General features: G+C 58.9%; 14 protein-coding genes and 1 pseudogene. 5 read left to right on the top strand and 10 right to left on the bottom strand.

Annotation, left to right across the window (positions count from 1 at the left end; genetic code table 11):
• The first annotated feature begins 5 nt into the window (after positions 1-5).
• Both ACM110_RS05905 and ACM110_RS05900 read left to right on the top strand, forming a co-directional pair.
• Positions 6-704 (top strand): ABC transporter permease subunit, encoded by a 699-nt coding sequence (locus ACM110_RS05905; protein WP_338580983.1) that lies wholly within the window; start codon positions 6-8, stop codon positions 702-704.
• Complete coding sequence (locus tag ACM110_RS05900; protein ID WP_416127005.1) at positions 704-1,708, top strand: DMT family transporter; 1,005 nt, start codon at positions 704-706, stop codon at positions 1,706-1,708. The genes ACM110_RS05905 and ACM110_RS05900 overlap by 1 nt, the downstream gene beginning before the upstream one ends.
• Here ACM110_RS05900 and ACM110_RS05895 read toward each other — a convergent pair.
• A pseudogene (locus ACM110_RS05895) lies at positions 1,664-2,092 on the bottom strand (TetR family transcriptional regulator C-terminal domain-containing protein); the annotation flags it as partial. The gene ACM110_RS05900 and the pseudogene ACM110_RS05895 overlap by 45 nt on opposite strands.
• Before the next feature lie 218 nt (positions 2,093-2,310).
• Here ACM110_RS05895 and ACM110_RS05890 point away from each other — a divergent pair.
• The 3 genes from ACM110_RS05890 to aspT all read left to right on the top strand — a co-directional run bounded on the left by ACM110_RS05890 (position 2,311) and on the right by aspT (position 6,801).
• Positions 2,311-3,327 (top strand): succinylglutamate desuccinylase/aspartoacylase family protein, encoded by a 1,017-nt coding sequence (locus ACM110_RS05890; protein ID WP_416127004.1) that lies wholly within the window; start codon positions 2,311-2,313, stop codon positions 3,325-3,327.
• A 144-nt stretch (positions 3,328-3,471) separates the two neighbouring features.
• Positions 3,472-5,085, top strand: coding sequence for a mechanosensitive ion channel family protein (locus ACM110_RS05885; protein WP_416127003.1), 1,614 nt, complete (start codon positions 3,472-3,474; stop codon positions 5,083-5,085).
• A 24-nt stretch (positions 5,086-5,109) separates the two neighbouring features.
• A complete protein-coding gene (gene aspT, locus ACM110_RS05880; protein WP_416127002.1) occupies positions 5,110-6,801 on the top strand; it encodes an aspartate-alanine antiporter in 1,692 nt (563 codons plus the stop codon).
• Positions 6,802-6,863: 62 nt separating this feature from the next.
• On the opposite strand, the gene ACM110_RS05875 is transcribed toward aspT, so the two are convergent.
• From ACM110_RS05875 to ACM110_RS05835, 9 genes are all read right to left on the bottom strand, one after another.
• Positions 6,864-7,334 carry an Lrp/AsnC family transcriptional regulator gene (locus ACM110_RS05875; protein WP_338580976.1) on the bottom strand — a complete coding sequence of 157 codons (471 nt, stop codon included), beginning with the start codon at positions 7,332-7,334 and terminating at the stop codon, positions 6,864-6,866.
• 27 nt (positions 7,335-7,361) lie between these two features.
• Positions 7,362-8,669, bottom strand: coding sequence for an NAD(P)/FAD-dependent oxidoreductase (locus ACM110_RS05870; RefSeq protein WP_416127001.1), 1,308 nt, complete (start codon positions 8,667-8,669; stop codon positions 7,362-7,364).
• Between the two features lie 90 nt (positions 8,670-8,759).
• Complete coding sequence (locus ACM110_RS05865; protein WP_416127000.1) at positions 8,760-9,599, bottom strand: transporter substrate-binding domain-containing protein; 840 nt, start codon at positions 9,597-9,599, stop codon at positions 8,760-8,762.
• 70 nt (positions 9,600-9,669) lie between these two features.
• Entirely contained in the window at positions 9,670-10,440 is a 771-nt protein-coding gene (locus tag ACM110_RS05860) for an amino acid ABC transporter ATP-binding protein (protein ID WP_416126999.1), read from the bottom strand.
• Between the two features lie 15 nt (positions 10,441-10,455).
• Positions 10,456-11,421 (bottom strand): amino acid ABC transporter permease, encoded by a 966-nt coding sequence (locus ACM110_RS05855; RefSeq protein ID WP_416126998.1) that lies wholly within the window; start codon positions 11,419-11,421, stop codon positions 10,456-10,458.
• 180 nt (positions 11,422-11,601) lie between these two features.
• On the bottom strand, positions 11,602-12,231 hold the full coding sequence (locus ACM110_RS05850; protein WP_416126997.1) for a TetR/AcrR family transcriptional regulator: 630 nt from the start codon (positions 12,229-12,231) through the stop codon (positions 11,602-11,604).
• Between the two features lie 68 nt (positions 12,232-12,299).
• Positions 12,300-13,592, bottom strand: a complete 1,293-nt coding sequence (locus ACM110_RS05845; protein ID WP_416127036.1) for an OprD family porin — start codon at positions 13,590-13,592, stop codon at positions 12,300-12,302.
• A gap of 169 nt (positions 13,593-13,761) precedes the next feature.
• A complete protein-coding gene (locus ACM110_RS05840) occupies positions 13,762-15,081 on the bottom strand; it encodes an MFS transporter (RefSeq protein ID WP_416126996.1) in 1,320 nt (439 codons plus the stop codon).
• 47 nt (positions 15,082-15,128) lie between these two features.
• The gene (locus ACM110_RS05835) at positions 15,129-16,076 is read right to left on the bottom strand and encodes a LysR family transcriptional regulator (RefSeq protein WP_416126995.1); all 948 of its coding nucleotides are present in this window, start codon (positions 16,074-16,076) and stop codon (positions 15,129-15,131) included.
• Positions 16,077-16,098 lie beyond the last annotated feature (22 nt).

Below are 16,098 nucleotides of genomic sequence, written 5' to 3'. Positions count from 1 at the left end.
ATGAAATGATTCCAGCGTGGATAGTTGAATACGGGGCGCTGTTGGTCCGGGGGCTGCAAACGACCATCGCCATCCTGTTGATTTCCAGTGTGTTCGGTTTTGTGCTGGCGGTGCTGGTGGCGCTGGCGCGGATCTCGAAAAACAAAGTGATCGCCAAGGTCAGCCTGTTCTATACCAGCGTGACCCGCGGCACACCGTTGCTGATCCAGATCTACATTTTCTACTACGGCCTGGGCAGCCTGTTTGCGCAGTTTCCGTTGATTCGCGGCAGTTTCCTCTGGCCGTATCTGCGCGATGGTTACTGGTACATCGTTTTCGCCCTGGTGGTGTCGGTGGGTGCGTACGTCGGCGAAGTGATTCGCGGCGGCCTGCTGGCGGTGCCAAAAGGCGAAATGGAAGCAGCCTCGGCGTTCGGCATGACCCCGCGCCAGGCCCTGTTGCGTGTGCGGTTGCCGCGGGCGCTGCGCCTGCTGTTGCCGACCCTGGCCGGGGAAACCGTGATGCTGCTCAAATCCACGGCGCTGGCCTCGACCATTGCGGTGATTGACCTGCTGGGCGCGGCCAACGTGGTGCGTGCGCAAACCCTGCAAGTGTATGAACCGTTGCTGCTGGTGGCCGGTGTCTACGTTTGCCTGACGTTCCTGATCGAGGCGATGTTTGCCTTTTTCGAACGCCGGGGCACACCGGTACGCAGGTCCGCATGATGAACAAGCCGATAGTCGACCGCTCGTTACAAGGCATAGGTCTGTGCACTTTGGGCTACGCGTTCCTGTCCTTGCAGGACGCCGGCATCAAGTGGCTGGTGGCCGATTATTCGGTGTTCACCATTCTGTTCTGGCGCGCCCTGGTGGTGGCGGTTGCATGTCTGCTGATCGGGCGTTTGCAACTGGTGCAGCGTGCCTGGCGTTCGTCCAGTCGGCGCTTGCTGGTGGTGCGCGGGTTGTTGTCGATCGCCGCGTGGCTGCTGTATTACACGGCAGCCCGCGACCTGACCCTGGCGGAAATGACCACCCTGTATTTCTCGGCGCCGATCATGGTCACGGTGCTGGCGACGGCGATTCTCAAGGAACGCGTCACCGGTTGGCAGTGGTTCACTCTGATCATCGGTTTTGTCGGGGTGGTGATTGCGTGCCGTCCGAACAATCTGGCCAATCCTGTGCCAATTGTCCTGACGTTGCTGGCGGCGATGTGCTGGGCGTTTACCTACATCCAGTTGCGTCAGGTGGATGACCAGACCTCGGTGCTGGAGCAGATGCTGATCACCAACGTGGTGTTCGTCATTTGCATGGCAGTGGCGTTGCCCTGGACCCACACCCCGGCACCGATGCCGGACTGGTTGGGCATGCTCGGCGCGGGGTTGATGGGCGGCATCGGTCAGTTCCTGTTGTTCGCCAGTTTCCAGCGCGCCACGGCGACGGTGCTGGCGCCGTTCGAATACACCGGGCTGATCTGGGCGTTCCTGCTGTCGAGCCTGATCTGGGGCACGTTGATGGACGTGTCGCTGATGATCGGCGCCGGCCTGATCGCAGTCAGCGGCACCCTGGCGATGATTTTCGGTCGGCACTCGTCACAGGACGTCGTCGGCGCTGAATGCTCCGTGTCTCAGTCCCTTTATCCAGCAGCGGCAGATATGGAGCCCGTTGGCGGGGCTGAAAGTGTCGGGGTTGAGGCACCACTCGATCCAGAGGCCGTCGAGCATCGCCGATAGGCCGATGGCGGCCAGGCGCGTGTCGTGAATCACGAAACCTTCACTGGTCGCCAGTTCATCGAGCAACTGGCGCAGCAGGTCGAGGTAGGCGCCGTAGCTTTTTTCGTGGGACTGGCTGACGTGTTCAGAGTGGCGGATCAGGCTCCAGAACACCACCCAGGCACCGAGCAGTTTGGGGTCCATGACCCGCGGTGAAAAAGAGCCGACCAGAAAGGCGTCCATTTTTTCTGCCGGTGTGCCGACCTGACGGATTTCGTGGAGCAGGGCAGTGGTGAGTTCGCTGGCAAGCTTCTGGTAGGTGTCGGCAATCAACGCATCGATGCTGCCGAAATGGTGATTGAGCAGGCCAACGGACACGCCGGCCTCGGTGGCGATGCGGCGCACGGAAATCCCGGCGTGGCCATCGCGGACCAGGCAGCGCAGGGTGGCGGCAACCAGCAGTTCGCGGCGCTCATCGGCTTCGGCGCGGCGGTTTTTCGGGGCGATGGTGGTCACAAAGAATTCCTTGGCGGTGGTCCACGCTGGCGAGCTTAGTTGAACGTGTGTTCAATCACCAGTCTCGGCAGTGCGGTTATTAACGTTCATGACGGGAGGACAAGCGTATGGCGCAGGATATTTCGTTCGAGGTTCGCAACAACAATGGCGGCGCGGTGCAGGTCGGTGCCTGGCGTTTCGAAGGCGCCAGCACTGGGCCGAAGGTGCATTTGCAGGCCGGCGTGCATGCCGATGAAATCGCCGGGATGCTGGTTCTGCACCTATTGATGCAACGCCTTGCGGTGGCCGAGTCCGCAGGCCGACTCAAGGGTACTGTCACCGTGGTGCCACAGGCCAACCCGCTGGGTATCGGCCAATTTCGCCAGGGGCGGATTTTGGGGCGCTTTCACGATGCCACCGGGCATAACTTCAACCGTGGCTTCGACCAGTCGGCGGCGATGACGCAACCGTCCACGAATGTCCAGGAATGGCAAAAGAAACTGGTGCAACTGGCGGCTCCGGCGGACGTGATGCTCGACCTGCACACCGATGACGAAGCGCTGCCCTACATCTACGTGCACCGTAGCTTCTGGCCCCGTGGCCGCGAACTGGCGGCGGCGATGAAAATGGACGTGGCAATCATCTGGGATGACGGCGGCGACGGCTCTTTCGAAGAAACCATCATTGCCCCGTGGCTGCGTGAAGGTACGACGCAAGGACGCATGGCCGCGACCCTGGAACTGCGCGGGCAGGGTGACGTCAGCGACCGCTTCGCCGAACAGGATGCCGAAGGACTGTATGCCTGGCTCTGTGGCTACGGAATCATCGATGACGCAGTCTCACCCGGCGACTGGCCCGTCGAGGTCAAGGACATGGCGCAGATGGAGACCATTCTCGCGCCACAACCCGGCGTATTGATCTTTGAAAAAGAGCTGGGCGACATCGTCGAGGAAGGCCAGCGCTTTGCGCGGATTCTGCGCCGCCCCGGTGATCCGTCTTCAGAAGTGGTGCTGGTGGCCGAGCAGACCGGTCGCATGGTGACTCGCTATCGCGATCGGTTGATCTCTCAGGGTGTGGTGGTGGCGAAATTTACCGGCAGTCGTGTGTCGAGTAATTGGAGCGGTGGGTTGCTGGATCCGAACTAGATATTCGCCGTTAACCGAGTGACCTGCTGCTTAAAACTGGCACTTCGTGCGAGTGCCAGTTGCGCATATCTGACAACCGCTCATCGCTGAACTACGCTGCGTTACGTACCCTGGACCTGAATTTGTGACCTAAGGAACTGACGCATGCTGAGCAGGTTGCTCGCTGTAATTTTTACTGTTTTCGGGATGTTCTGGTCAGTTCTTCTGTTCGCGGAGGACGCCCCCGCACCGGTTGAGCAACCGTCCGCTGAACTGAAAATCGCCAATCGCAGCATCATGGTTTTCCGCGCCGCATTACTCGGTGAAGCGCCGGAAGTGCGGGTCAAGCGCGCGAAAACGGCGATTAATGAAGCACTGGATGATGCGGATGATCTGCGGGTCAGCCTTGATTCCATTCAAAACAGTTATCTGGTGCTGTTGGGCTCGAAGCGCGCCTTTATTGTTTCCCCTAAAGATGTCGATGCCACTGAATTTGAATCAGTCCAGCTAGCGGCCGAAAGCGCGGCCGACAAGTTGCGTCAGGTGGTAGCCGAAACCCAGGAAGCGCGCAGTCTGCGCCTGATTCTCCGGTCACTGGGCGCTGCGGCGCTGGCCACGGGTATCTACATTGCATTGCTCTGGGGCATGGCGTATCTGCGTCGCCGCTTGCTGAGGAAACTGCCTGACTTGATGCATCGGCACACCCAGGCGCTGAAAGTAGGGCGGGTGCAGGTGATCGACGCCAATTACCTGTATCCGCTGGTCAGTCGCTTGCTGGGGCTGCTGCGCTGGCTGGTCGTTTTGCTGCTCACCTACGAATGGCTGGGGTTTGTCCTTTCGCGTTTCCCCTATACCCGGCCTTGGGGCGAGAGCCTGAACAACTATCTGATGGAGGTCGCCGGTTATCTGCTCCAGGGCATCGTCGGTGCAATACCGGGTTTGGGCGTTGCGGTAGCGATCTTCTTCATTGCCCGGGGTGCCACGGCGTTTACCCGCCGGATCCTGCGGCGCATGGCCATGCCAGGCACCCTGAGCTGGCTGAACCATGAAACCCTGCAACCAACCCAGCGCCTGACATCCCTGGCGATCTGGCTGTTTGCGTTGGCCATGGCCTATCCCTATCTGCCCGGTGCGGGCACCGACGCGTTCAAAGGCTTGTCGGTGTTGATCGGCCTGATGATCTCCCTCGGGGCCACCAGTGTGGTCGGTCAGGCAGCGGCGGGCCTGATCCTGACCTACACCCGAACCCTGCGCCCCGGTGAATTCGTGCGCATTGGCGACTATGAAGGCACGGTCACCGAACTCGGCATGTTCACCACCAGCATTCGCACCGGTCTCGGGGAAGTGCTGACGCTGCCCAATTCAATGATTACCGGCACGGTCACCAAAAACTACTCGCGCACGGTGCAAGGCCCCGGCTATGTGGTCGACACCGTGGTGACCATCGGCTACGACACGCCATGGCGGCAAGTGGAAGCGATGCTGCTGGAAGCGGCCCAACGCACGCCGGGTATTCTCGAAGTGCCGCCAGCCCAGGTGTTCCAGACCGCGCTGTCGGATTTCTACCCTGAGTACCGGCTGGTGGCCCAGGCCATTCCAAGCCAGCCTCGGCCGCGCGCTGTGCTGCTGAGCATGCTGCACGCCAACATCCAGGATGTGTTCAACGAGTACGGCGTGCAGATCATGTCGCCGCACTATTTGGGTGATCCGAACGAAGAAAAAAGGGTGCCCAGGGAAAAGTGGTACACGGCCCCGGCACAAGAACCGAAGGATCTTTGATCGCACTGAAAGGGAGACCGCACCATGCTCGAGTTTCTGCTCCATGCCTTGCGGTCCGACCCGGAAATCGCGGTGTTCCTGGCCATTGCGCTGGGCGTCTTCATCGGTCGCATCCACATTGGCAGCTTTCATCTCGGCTCGGTTGCCGGGGCATTGTTGATGGGGCTGCTGATCGGTCAGATCGGCCTGGAAGTGCCGACCGGATTGAAGTCGGTATTTTTTGTGATGTTCATCTACGCGGTCGGTTTCAAGAGTGGCCCGGAGTTTTTCGGCAGCCTCAACCGCGGCACGCTGAAACTGGTGCTGTTGTCGGTGGTGCTGTGCGCGACGGCGCTGGGCTCGATCCTGCTGATGAATGCGATCTTCGACTTTGACGCCGGCTTCACCGCCGGCCTTGGCGCCGGGGCGCTGACTGATACGGCGATCATGGGCACCGCCACCAGTGCGATCAATCAACTGGCGATCGACACCGCCGCCAAAGCCGAACTCAATAGCCATATGGCGATTGCCTACGCGATTACCTACCTGTTTGGCACCATCGGCCTGATTGTCTTCGTCGGCAGCATTGCCCCGAAGCTGCTGGGCGTGGACCTCAAGGCGTCGGCCCGGGAACTGGAACTTGAGCTGGGGATCGCCAAAGAGGAAGAGGCGATCACCGTGCCGTACACGCGCATTGTCGTGCGCGCGCATCAAGTAGCGGCCAATGGACCGGCGGATGGCCTGCGGATTACCGAACTTGAAAGCCAACACGAGTCGCTGACGGTCGAGCGGGTGGTGCGCGCCGGCCAAATCATCGAGCGGGATGAAGGGTTCACCCTCAAGGCTGGCGACATCATTGGCGTCTACGCCTTGCGCGAAGCGGTCGGCCCACTCTCGCAGTGGGTGGGGCCGGAAATCGATCATATTGAATCGCTGTCGTTTCCGACCCGTCAGGTCGACATTGTCCTGACCTCGCCGGAGTTCGCCGGCAAGAGCATAAAGCAGGCCAAATCCCGCCTGGAAAACACCCGGCGTCTGGGCTGCTTCATCAACACCATTACCCGTCAGGGCTATGAGCTGCCGCTGCTGCCCAATACCGTGCTGCGCCGGGGCGACGTACTGACCCTGACCGGCCGCACCGCCAGCGTCGAGGCCCTGGCCAAACGCCTGGGACGGATTCGTGAAAACAACTACAAAAGCGACATCGCCGTGCACACGCTGGGGATGGTGCTGGGCTCATTGTTGGGGTTGCTGTCTACGCACATCGGCATGATCCCGGTGGAGCTTGGCATTGGTGGCGGCGTGTTGGTCGCCGCACTGGTGATCGGTTGGTACAACTCACGGCACCCGGAAATCGGCGCATTGCCACCGGCCGCGCAGTGGGCGTTCTCCGAATTTGGCTTGACGGCGTTCGGTGCCGTGGTCGGCTTGCTGGCAGGCCCGGCGGCATTCGCGGCCATGAAGGAGCAAGGCCTGGCGTTGTTGTTATCTGGCGCCGTGGTGACGATCTTGCCGCCGCTGGTGGCGCTGTACTTCGGCCGCTACGTACTGCGCCTGCACCCGATGATTCTGTTCGGCGCCCTGGCCGGTGCACAGACCGAAGCCGCATCGATGAACAAGATCATCGAGCAATCCGGCAGCAACACGCCGGTGATTGGCTTTACCGTGTGTTATGCGATTTCCAATGTGCTGCTGGCGGTGTGTGGGCCGATTATCATTTTTGTGGTGGCGGGGTAGTGCTGTGGTTCATTCGCTTTACCGCACATCGACTGTAGCGGCCAGTCGTGCTCAATCGAGCTCTACACCGTCAATTTCCGACTGAACTTGGTTTCCATCACAATATGGGAGGCGGTGTGCGCCACGCCCTTGATCATGTTGATCCTGGTGAGTTCGGCGTTGAGTTCACTCAGGGTCGGCGTGGCGAGATGAATGATGAAGTCGGACTCGCCCGAGACCGCATACACGGCCTGCACCGACTCCATCTTGCGAAGTGAGGTCATGACATCGGTGTAGCTCTTGTTGGTGCAGGAAGTCATGGTGAAACAGTTGATGGTCTGCTGCAGTCTGTTCTGGTCGATGCGTACGCTGTATCCGGTGATGACGCCGGCCTTTTCCAGGCGGGTGATCCGCTCTTGTACCGAAGAGCGTGAAACCTCGAGTTTTCGTGCCAAAGAAGCCGTGGGCTCGCGTGCGTTGGCCTGCAAGAGGCCGAGCAACTGCCGGTCCTTTTCGGTCAGGTTAAACAGTGGCCCCGGGTTCTGCGTATCCATCAACACGTCCTTCGATCTCGCTCGGATTCAATTTTTATGCGTCGCCCTGCGTTGAGAGCGCGCCTCCTGAAACATGTCCATCATCTTCAGGCCGGCATATACCGTCTGCGCCGCCGCCGGGCCGAGAGGGCCGCCATTCCATTCAAGACCGTAGGCATCGAACAGACGGTAGCGATCAGTCTCGCCGCAAATGGCTTCGGCAATGACGCGTCCGCCGATAGGGGCGGTGTTCATACCATGGCCACCAAATGATGTACACGCCCACAGCCCCTTCCCGAGCGGGCCGATGTGCGGCATTTTGTGCCTTGCGTAGCCCATCAGCCCGGACCAGGCCTTTTCGATCTGGATGCCCCGCAATTGCGGATACACGTCGAGAATATCGTCGGTCAGCAACTGCCCAAGGCGCTTTTCATCCTGCAGGTTTCGGGTGGTGATACGACCGCCCCAAAGCAGACGGTCACCATCGACAATTCGGTAATAGTCCGAGGCTCGGCGATTGTCGCCGACGGCATCGGTGGTGCCCACCGCATCTGCCAGACGTTCGCCCAAATGTTCGGTCAGTACCGCGTAGGTTGCGATTGGCAGAAATGCGCGGCGTAACTTTCCGAACTCAGGACCACCATAGCCGCCGCAGCAATACACCACATTAGCGCAATCGACCGTGCCCTGATCAGTGAGTACCCGATGGCGCCCATCACGACTCTCAACCCGGACCATGGGCGAGTGCTCATGGATCCTGCCACCGATGCGCTCGATAAGCTGGGCAAGGCCCAGGCAATAGTTCAAGGGGTGGAAGTGAAACCCATGATTATCACGCAGTGCCTGGAAATACCTGTCGGTCTTGAGCTTGTCACGTACGGCCTGGCGATCCAGATAGTCGAGGTGGAAGTCGAAATCCGTCGCCATTTTGTCGCGCATGCGCTTGAGGTTATCGCCATCCTCGTATCGCACCACGCTCAATTTTCCAGGTGTTGGCGCGCAACCAGGCAACTGGTAACGGGCGATCATCTCGCGAACCGTGTCGACGCCTTCGAGCGACAGTTTGAACAGCGCGGCAGCAGTTGGTTTTCCGCAACGTCGCTCGATGGATGACAAGCCTTCGGACCAGCCCTGAAGGACGAAGCCGCCGTTGCGACCCGATGCTCCCCAGGCAACGCGACCTGCCTCAAGCAGCACGACCGACTGACCTCGCGACACCAATTCCCATGCAGTGCTCAGCCCCGCCAGACCTGCGCCGATGATGCAGACATCGGCCTGGACATTGCCTGTCAGCGCTGGGCGCTGATTCGTGTCATTCATCGTGGCGGTGTAGTAGTTGTTGTTATAGGTGTACATGAAGTCCGTTGTCCTTTTTCGGGCGCAGACATGCAGTGCGCCACGTAGAGAACGGGCGCCTGCCATGCTTGGGTTTATTGCACCTGGGCTTTATTGCACTGCGGTGAGATCGGCGCCGTACCACTTTTCAGAAAGTTGCTTGAGCGTGCCATCGGCTTTCATGTCTGCAACGGTCTTGGTCAGCGCGCTGTTGAAGGCCTCATCACCTTTATCCACGGCGATGGCCAACGGTTCGTAGTAAGCGGGTTTGCCTTCCACTCTGACGATGGGATAGCCGTTTTTGACGGCTGCGACAACGGTTGGCAGTGCGGACAAGGTGGCGTTCAGTCTGACGCCGTTGCCCATGCGCAAATCATCGAGAGGGCCCATGCTGTCGCCATACGTCTTCACTTCGCCGGCCGTGACGTCGTAGGTAAACGCTGGCACATCCGCGGCGTCGATCTTGAGCCGGTGATTGATATAGTCTTCCGATGTCGTGCCCGCTTCGACGCCGATAGTCTTGTCGTTCAGATCCGCTGCCTGTGTCCCGGCGGCATCCTTGTGCACTGCGAACACATAGGGCGTGTAGTAATAAATCGCGGGGAAGTCGAGGACGCGGGCGCGTTCGGTGGTTGGCGTCATCGAGCCGACCGACAAGTCCCAGCGATTCGACCAGCGTCCTGCGGTGATGATCCCGTATTCGGGGGTCACGAAGTCGACTTTGCTACCCAGGCGCCGGCCAATTTCGGTGGCGACATCGATATCAAACCCTTGCAGTTTATTGTCCGGGCCCAGGAACGATTGCGGTGGCCAGTTTGCCGCGGTGGCCACTTTGATCACCTTGGTTTCATGGATGCGGTCGAGGGTCGAACCCGCCCAGGCGGCGCCTGTGGTGATCGTGACGGCGGTGGCAATAGCGGCTGCAGTGAAGATGCGTGTGATCGAGATCATGAGTAAGCCTCCAGGTATCTTGAGTGCGGTTTTTTTGTTGTTTTTGTCGATGACTTCGTGGCGATACTTCTCAGTGGCTGAGAATCTGTGAAAGGAATTCCCGGGTACGTTCATGCTGTGGGTTTTCAAAAAACTCGGTTGGCTTGGCTTGTTCGAGGATGCAACCCTCATCCATGAAGATGACTCGGTCGGCAACCCGCCGGGCGAAACCCATTTCGTGGGTGACACACACCATCGTGATGCCGTCCTGGGCCAGTTCCCCCATTACGTCCAGCACTTCCTTGACCATTTCAGGGTCGAGCGCCGAGGTGGGTTCGTCGAACAGCATGACGCGCGGTCGCATGCAAAGGGCGCGGGCGATTGCAACGCGTTGCTGCTGGCCGCCCGAGAGTTGGCTGGGGTATTTATCCGCCTGGTTGCCGATCCGCACTCGATCAAGGTATTCACAGGCCAGTTCGCGAGCCTCGGATTCGCTGAGCTTGCTGACAAGACGCGGTCCCAGCATGAGGTTTTCCAGCACTGTCATGTGTGGAAACAGGTTGAACTGCTGGAACACCATGCCGACCTGGCGCCGTATGCTCGCCACGCAGGCGGCATGGCGGGTCAACTCGATTCCGTCGATGAAGACTTTGCCTTTCTGGAAGTCTTCCAGCAGATTCAGACAGCGAATCAGTGTCGACTTTCCGGAACCCGAGGGGCCGCACACGACCACTATTTCGCCGCTTGAAATGTGCAGGTCGATGCCCTTGAGCACATGAAAATCGCCATACCATTTGTGCATCTCGTGAATCGATATGGCGGGGTACGGGGCAATGGCTGCTGAAGCTGACGGCTGATTCATCGTAATGCTCCTGATTCAGCGGTGGGCGCGATTGAAGTGTTTTTCCAGGCGCGACTGAACGGTTTCCAGCACGATCGACAGCAGCCAATAGAGCACGGCTGCGGTGATGAGCATTTCCAGGTGGCGGAACTCGGCGCGTCCTTGTGTTCGCGCCAGGAACATCAATTCCCAGACGCCGATCACGGACACCAGCGAGCTGTCCTTGAGCATCGAAATGAACTGGTTACCCGTTGGCGGAATGATCAGGCGCATGGACTGCGGGAGAATGACGCGAGTCATCGTTTGAAAGGGATTCAGGCCAATCGCCCGAGAGGCTTCCCACTGACCGCGGGAGATGCTGCTGATCCCCCCACGGAAGATCTCCGTCATATAGGCGCCATAGCAGAGCGAGAGCGCCAGAATCCCTGCCGGGACGGCACCGACCACGTAGCCAAGTTGAGGAATGCCCAGGTAAATGAGGTAGATCTGGATGAGTAGCGGAACACCGCGAAAAAACGAGGTGTAGAAGCTGGCGATGGCAATGGCGAAACCGTTGGAAGATAAACGGGCTGTCGCACCCAACAATGCCAGGACGAATGCAATGGCAATGGAAATCGCGGACACATAGACGGTGGTGAAAACCCCTTGGGTAATCATGAAGCCCACTTTGGTCGCGATGAAGCTGTAGGAAAGATTGAAGGTGTCGAAGAATAAAAGGAACAGCACCAGCAATTCGCACCAGACCGTGATGATCTGCGCCCGCAAGGGAAACCGGCCAAGGATGAACAGATTCAGTACAACCGTGATGGTGAAGGTGCCCCCAACCGCGATGTCACGCGCCAGTGGTGCTTTCAAGTCCAGAACGATTGGCCCCATCAAATTGGACAGTCGCCCTTCACCCACACCGCAGACAAGCGTGATGATGAAAATGACCGCCGCGACCGCTCCCATGAACAGGGCGCTGTCAGTCATGCGAGCCTTGACGATATGGTCTTTGTACATGGCCTACGTACCTCAGGGTGAGCCCCTTTGTTGTTGTAGGCCAATTATGGGTGTGCGAAATGCCGGGCGGGACCCTGCAGAGTGATGGAAATATCAGTATCTTCTGGCATATCAGTGGGTGTGATCCCTACATCTGCCAAAAACGTACCGTCGATTCTTCCATCTGGTTAGTGCCATTCCTCACTCATAAAACCTGTGCGGCTCGGCATCCACACTGAGCAGTGACCGAAGCACCATCTGCTGCAGAGCCTTGATGAGTACTTCGGCCCGGAACTCGTTGCCGGCTGGCCCGAACACCGCGCCATCGAGCATGGCCCGTACAGTAGCCACCGCGATATCAAGGTCATCCACCTGGAAGTGCGTTCGCGCCATACCCGATCGGATGATCTCTCTCAAAATCTGCGTCTGTTTGTCGCGTAAACCTTGGATTCTCGCCTGTTGAGCGGGCTCCAGGCAGCAATGCTCGCGCATGGCCAATAGGTGCTCATCGCGCCGTGGCAGGGAGCATCGCAAGTAAGCGCCGAGGTAGTGCCCTAGTGCAGACCTTGGGTCCAACGGGGCGAGGGGAGGTTTGCTGACGCAGTTGAGCAGGCGATATTCATGTTCTTCAATGAAATCGAACAGCAGACATTGTTTACTTTCGATGTGGTGATACAGCGAACCCGCTTGAATGCCAGTCTGCTCGGCGAGCTGACGCAGGCTCACGGACTGGTAGCCCTCAGTGACGAACATGCGTAGCGCAACACTGCGGATAGCCTCTAGCCTGGACACGGCGACGTGCGTGAACGGCGTGCTTGTCGTTTTAGTCATGATGATTACCGTTGCCCGGCCACGAGCGTGGCCGGGAAGAAGTCAGGAAGCCGTTGTCGGGTTCGAATTCAAAACAAGGCCAATGTGTAGGACATCACGAGTCGCGTCTGGTCCTGAGCTCCGTCACTCGATACTCCGCTTCGAAGCGTTGCGTTTCTCAGGCCCAGGCCCAACCCCTGAAAACTGCCGCTTTGAATGACGTAATCAACAATGATGTCGCGTTCCCATTCCCGGGCATCAGGAGCACCGGATTGTTTAATGTGCGTGCCATGGTAATAGCCAATGGATGCAGTAAGGCCGGGCAATCCTGACGCCACGAAGTTGTAGGCATACATGCCGAACGCGGTATCTTCTCCCGCCCGCAGAAAGCTTGAGACGAATCGATCCGTAGGCAGATAGGTACTGGCGCCGGCGGCACCTTCACCGGTGCTGGCCTGGTTCAATTGAGTGAAGTTGCTGCCGGAGGAAACCCGTTGATAGCCCCCCATCAGCGAATGGCCGCCCATGTTGTAAGTGAGCATCGCGGCCCACGTGTCGTTGTCGATACGGCCCGGCGTGTCGCCATAGCCGCTGAGTGTGTAGCCGGCGGCGCGTCCCTGGGGGCTGTCGTTTTTGCCTTCCGCCCGAGTTCGGAAGTAGCGTAAATCCGTCTTGAATGTTTGCCCTTCGATAATCGGGAACGTGTGCGTCAAGCCGAGAAAGTCTTGATCGTAATAATTTTCGAGTTTGGCGTGGTAGTACTGTAAGAGCAGCTGTTTGTTGAATTGATAGTCTGCGCCGGCGAAGGAAAAATCATTGCTTTCACGTCGTCCTCCAGCAACGGCCAACCCGGCATCATTGGTTGAAGCGCGTCCGGTGGCTTTGTTGATGCGTCCACCCACCAGCGTCAGGCTGTCGAGGGCTTTGGACGTGAGCATTGCGCCTTCAAATGTTTGCGGGAGCAGTCTGCCGTCATTGGCAATCAGGATAGGTAGCTTGGGTTGTAGCGTCCCGACCCTGAGTTCGGTGTTTGACAGTTTCGCTTTGACGGCAACGCCAAGCCGGCTGAACTCATCGACTGCCGTGCCGTCGCTGTTGTCGGGAAACATCGAGCTGCCCCGATGATTGCCCGCTCCGCCGTCCAGACGTACGCCCAAAGTACCCAGTGCATCCAGGCCGAAGCCTAAGGCGCCATCGGTATAGCCCGACTTGAGATCCAGCATGAAGCCATTGCCCCATTCGCGTATTTTGCTCTGTCCCTGGGGGCCAGGCTGATTTCTATAGTCGTTGTTGAAGTAGAAGTTGCGCACATTCAGGGCTCCGTGGCCGTCCGCAATGAAGTCTGCATACGCAGGGGCGGACCCGGCCAATAAGCAGCCCATGGTCGACAGTAATGCCGGTTTTACCGGGAAGACTTTCGTCACTGTTATTTGCTCCTGTTGTTTTTATTGTTGTTTTTTAGCCACGCAGGTTTTTTCCAGGCGAGTTCAGCCCGCCCTGTAAGTTTCATCAGGGCGTTGCCGGGACTCAGCTGGCTACGGTGTCAGAGCATCAAGCTGCCTGGGCGGCAGGGGTAGGGCGCAGGCGGTACACCAGCAGGCCGAGCCCGCCACCGACGACCAATATCGCAGCCATGATGTACATCGCTGCGTGGGTAGTGCCGGTTACTTGTGTCAGCCAACCCACGACAATCGTGCTGAAGAAGCCGGCAATGTTGCCTAATGAATTGATCAACGCCACGCCAGTCGCTGCGGCGGCACCGCCGACCACGGCGCTGGGCATGCCCCAGAAAACCGGCAGGCTGCTGACCATTGCGGCCGTGCCTATGGTCAGGCCGATCATGCCGAGTAACAGGTTGTCGCCGAAGTAAGTGCCGAAGGCGATGCCCAGCGCGCCAATGCCGGCGCAAATCGCCAAATGCCACCGGTACTCTCCATTCCGGTCCGAACTGCGCCCAACCAGGACCATTGCGATAGCGGCTGCTGCATAGGGAATGGCACTCAGCACACCGATCACCGCCGGTTGTTGCACACCGCTGTTGCGGATGATTGTCGGCAACCAGAAGCTGATCACGTATTGGCCCAGTACCAGGCAGAAGTACACGGCGCCGAGCAGCCAGATCTGCGGGTTGAGCAAACCGTCGCGCAGGCGATGGCTCTGTTTTTGCGATGCCTCACGGTCGATGGCGGCCTGCATGCCCTGGCGTTCTTCAGGCGTCAGCCAGTGAGCATCAGCGATTCTGTCGCGCAGCAGGAAGAACACCGCAGCCCCCAACGCCACTGCGGGTAACCCCTCAATGACAAACAGCCATTGCCATCCCGCATAACCGGCGACGCCGTTGAAGTGCTGCAGGATCAGACCGGAGATAAGAGCGCCGAACATGCTGGAGACGGGCAGGGCCATGATGAACATCGCAGTCATCACCCCTCGGCGATGGCTCGGGAACCAGGTGGTGAGGTAGAAGATAATGCCGGGGAAGAATCCCGCCTCGGCGATACCGATCAGCAGCCTCAACGCATAAAAGGCCATCGGCGTCTCGATGAACATCATTGCCGCCGACAGAAAACCCCAGCTGACCATGATCCGGGCAATCCAGCGACGAGCGCCGAAGCGGTGCAGGGCGATGTTGCTGGGAATCTCGAAGATCAGATAACCGAGGAAGAAAATACCCGCGCCCAAGCCATAAACGGCTTCACTGAATTTCAAGTCGTCGAGCATCTGTAATTTGGCGAAACCGACATTGACCCGATCCAGATAAGCCACCAGATAACAGGCGATCAGCAGCGGAATAATTCGCCAGGCCGTCTTTCGGTAGGCCGATTTCAAGGCGTGGTCGGGCATCACGCCCGTTGGGAGTGGAGGTTGGTTCATGGTTAGCCTCTTTATTGTTGTTGTCGAAGCGAAGATGAAACGGTTATTCAGGGCGGTGGCAGTAACCGTGTGGAAGGCCATTCGCCTGATCGGCACATGTCGTGCACGACCTGGGTGATCAACTGCGCAATCAAGGTTCGCAAGTTGCTGGCCGGTCGCGTCCCGCAGGTGCAGATACCCAGTGTGCGAAACACGCCGGGCGCCGCAAACGGGTGGGCCACCAGACGACCTTCGGCGACCTCGCGCACCACCAGGTTGAGCGGCATGATTGTCGGTCCGATGCCAGCCTCGACGGCACTTTTGAGGATGTAGACCGAGTTGACTTCCATGGCCACTGCGGCAGGCGACCGCTTTTGCTGTTCCAGGGCCTGGTCGACGATGGCACGGGTGCTGTGGCTGTGGGCCTTACTGGGAAAGACCAGCGGGCGCGCCACGCCTTGGCTCAACGTCACCTCGCCGGGCAACGGCGCCTCCGGGTCATTGGCGCGATGTATCAGATAGAGGTCCTCTTCGATCAGTGGCGTGAAGCTCACTTCCGCCGGCAATCCCGTTGGCGTGAACAGCGCGATATCGACGCTGCCCCGGATCAACTGGTCGACCAGATTGCCGGTCAACTCTTCGTTCAATTGCATCTCCACCTGAGGGTAGGTCCGGCCTACAGCCTGCAACAGAGGTAGAGCAACGATCGGCGACACGCTCTGCGGCAACGCCACTACGATGGAACCCGTCAACACACCATGCCCCGGCAGAACCGCTGCCTTGGCATCGCGCATTTGCTTGAGGATGCCCAAGGCATACTCGTAAAACACCTGGCCTGCTTCATTGATGGAGATGCCGCTGTTGCCGCGATGGAACAGCGTCACACCCAACTCGGCCTCAAGAGCACTCATCTGCTTGCTTAACGCCGATTGAGCAATCAGCACTTTGCGGGCAGCCGCTGACAGGCTGCCTGCATCGGCAACGGCGACAAAGTATTTGAGTTGACGGAATTCCATAGCGAACCTCCTGCAACCCGGT

This window comes from Pseudomonas sp. NFX98 (genome assembly GCF_047784845.1).
Classification (GTDB): Bacteria; Pseudomonadota; Gammaproteobacteria; order Pseudomonadales; family Pseudomonadaceae; genus Aquipseudomonas.
The sequence above is the reverse complement of the archived record's forward strand: the minus strand, read 5'-3'. Positions and strand labels throughout refer to the sequence as shown.

Coding starts and splice junctions, on each gene's coding strand:
- ACM110_RS05845 (WP_416127036.1), bottom strand. CDS start 13,592: ATGGGCTGCTTATTGGCCGGGTCCGCCCCTGCGTATGCAGACTTCATT.
- ACM110_RS05835 (WP_416126995.1), bottom strand. CDS start 16,076: ATGGAATTCCGTCAACTCAAATACTTTGTCGCCGTTGCCGATGCAGGC.
- ACM110_RS05870 (WP_416127001.1), bottom strand. CDS start 8,669: ATGTACACCTATAACAACAACTACTACACCGCCACGATGAATGACACG.
- ACM110_RS05875 (WP_338580976.1), bottom strand. CDS start 7,334: ATGGATACGCAGAACCCGGGGCCACTGTTTAACCTGACCGAAAAGGAC.
- aspT (WP_416127002.1), top strand. CDS start 5,110: ATGCTCGAGTTTCTGCTCCATGCCTTGCGGTCCGACCCGGAAATCGCG.
- ACM110_RS05890 (WP_416127004.1), top strand. CDS start 2,311: ATGGCGCAGGATATTTCGTTCGAGGTTCGCAACAACAATGGCGGCGCG.
- ACM110_RS05900 (WP_416127005.1), top strand. CDS start 704: ATGAACAAGCCGATAGTCGACCGCTCGTTACAAGGCATAGGTCTGTGC.
- ACM110_RS05905 (WP_338580983.1), top strand. CDS start 6: ATGATTCCAGCGTGGATAGTTGAATACGGGGCGCTGTTGGTCCGGGGG.
- ACM110_RS05885 (WP_416127003.1), top strand. CDS start 3,472: ATGCTGAGCAGGTTGCTCGCTGTAATTTTTACTGTTTTCGGGATGTTC.
- ACM110_RS05865 (WP_416127000.1), bottom strand. CDS start 9,599: ATGATCTCGATCACACGCATCTTCACTGCAGCCGCTATTGCCACCGCC.
- ACM110_RS05855 (WP_416126998.1), bottom strand. CDS start 11,421: ATGTACAAAGACCATATCGTCAAGGCTCGCATGACTGACAGCGCCCTG.
- ACM110_RS05850 (WP_416126997.1), bottom strand. CDS start 12,231: ATGACTAAAACGACAAGCACGCCGTTCACGCACGTCGCCGTGTCCAGG.
- ACM110_RS05840 (WP_416126996.1), bottom strand. CDS start 15,081: ATGAACCAACCTCCACTCCCAACGGGCGTGATGCCCGACCACGCCTTG.
- ACM110_RS05860 (WP_416126999.1), bottom strand. CDS start 10,440: ATGAATCAGCCGTCAGCTTCAGCAGCCATTGCCCCGTACCCCGCCATA.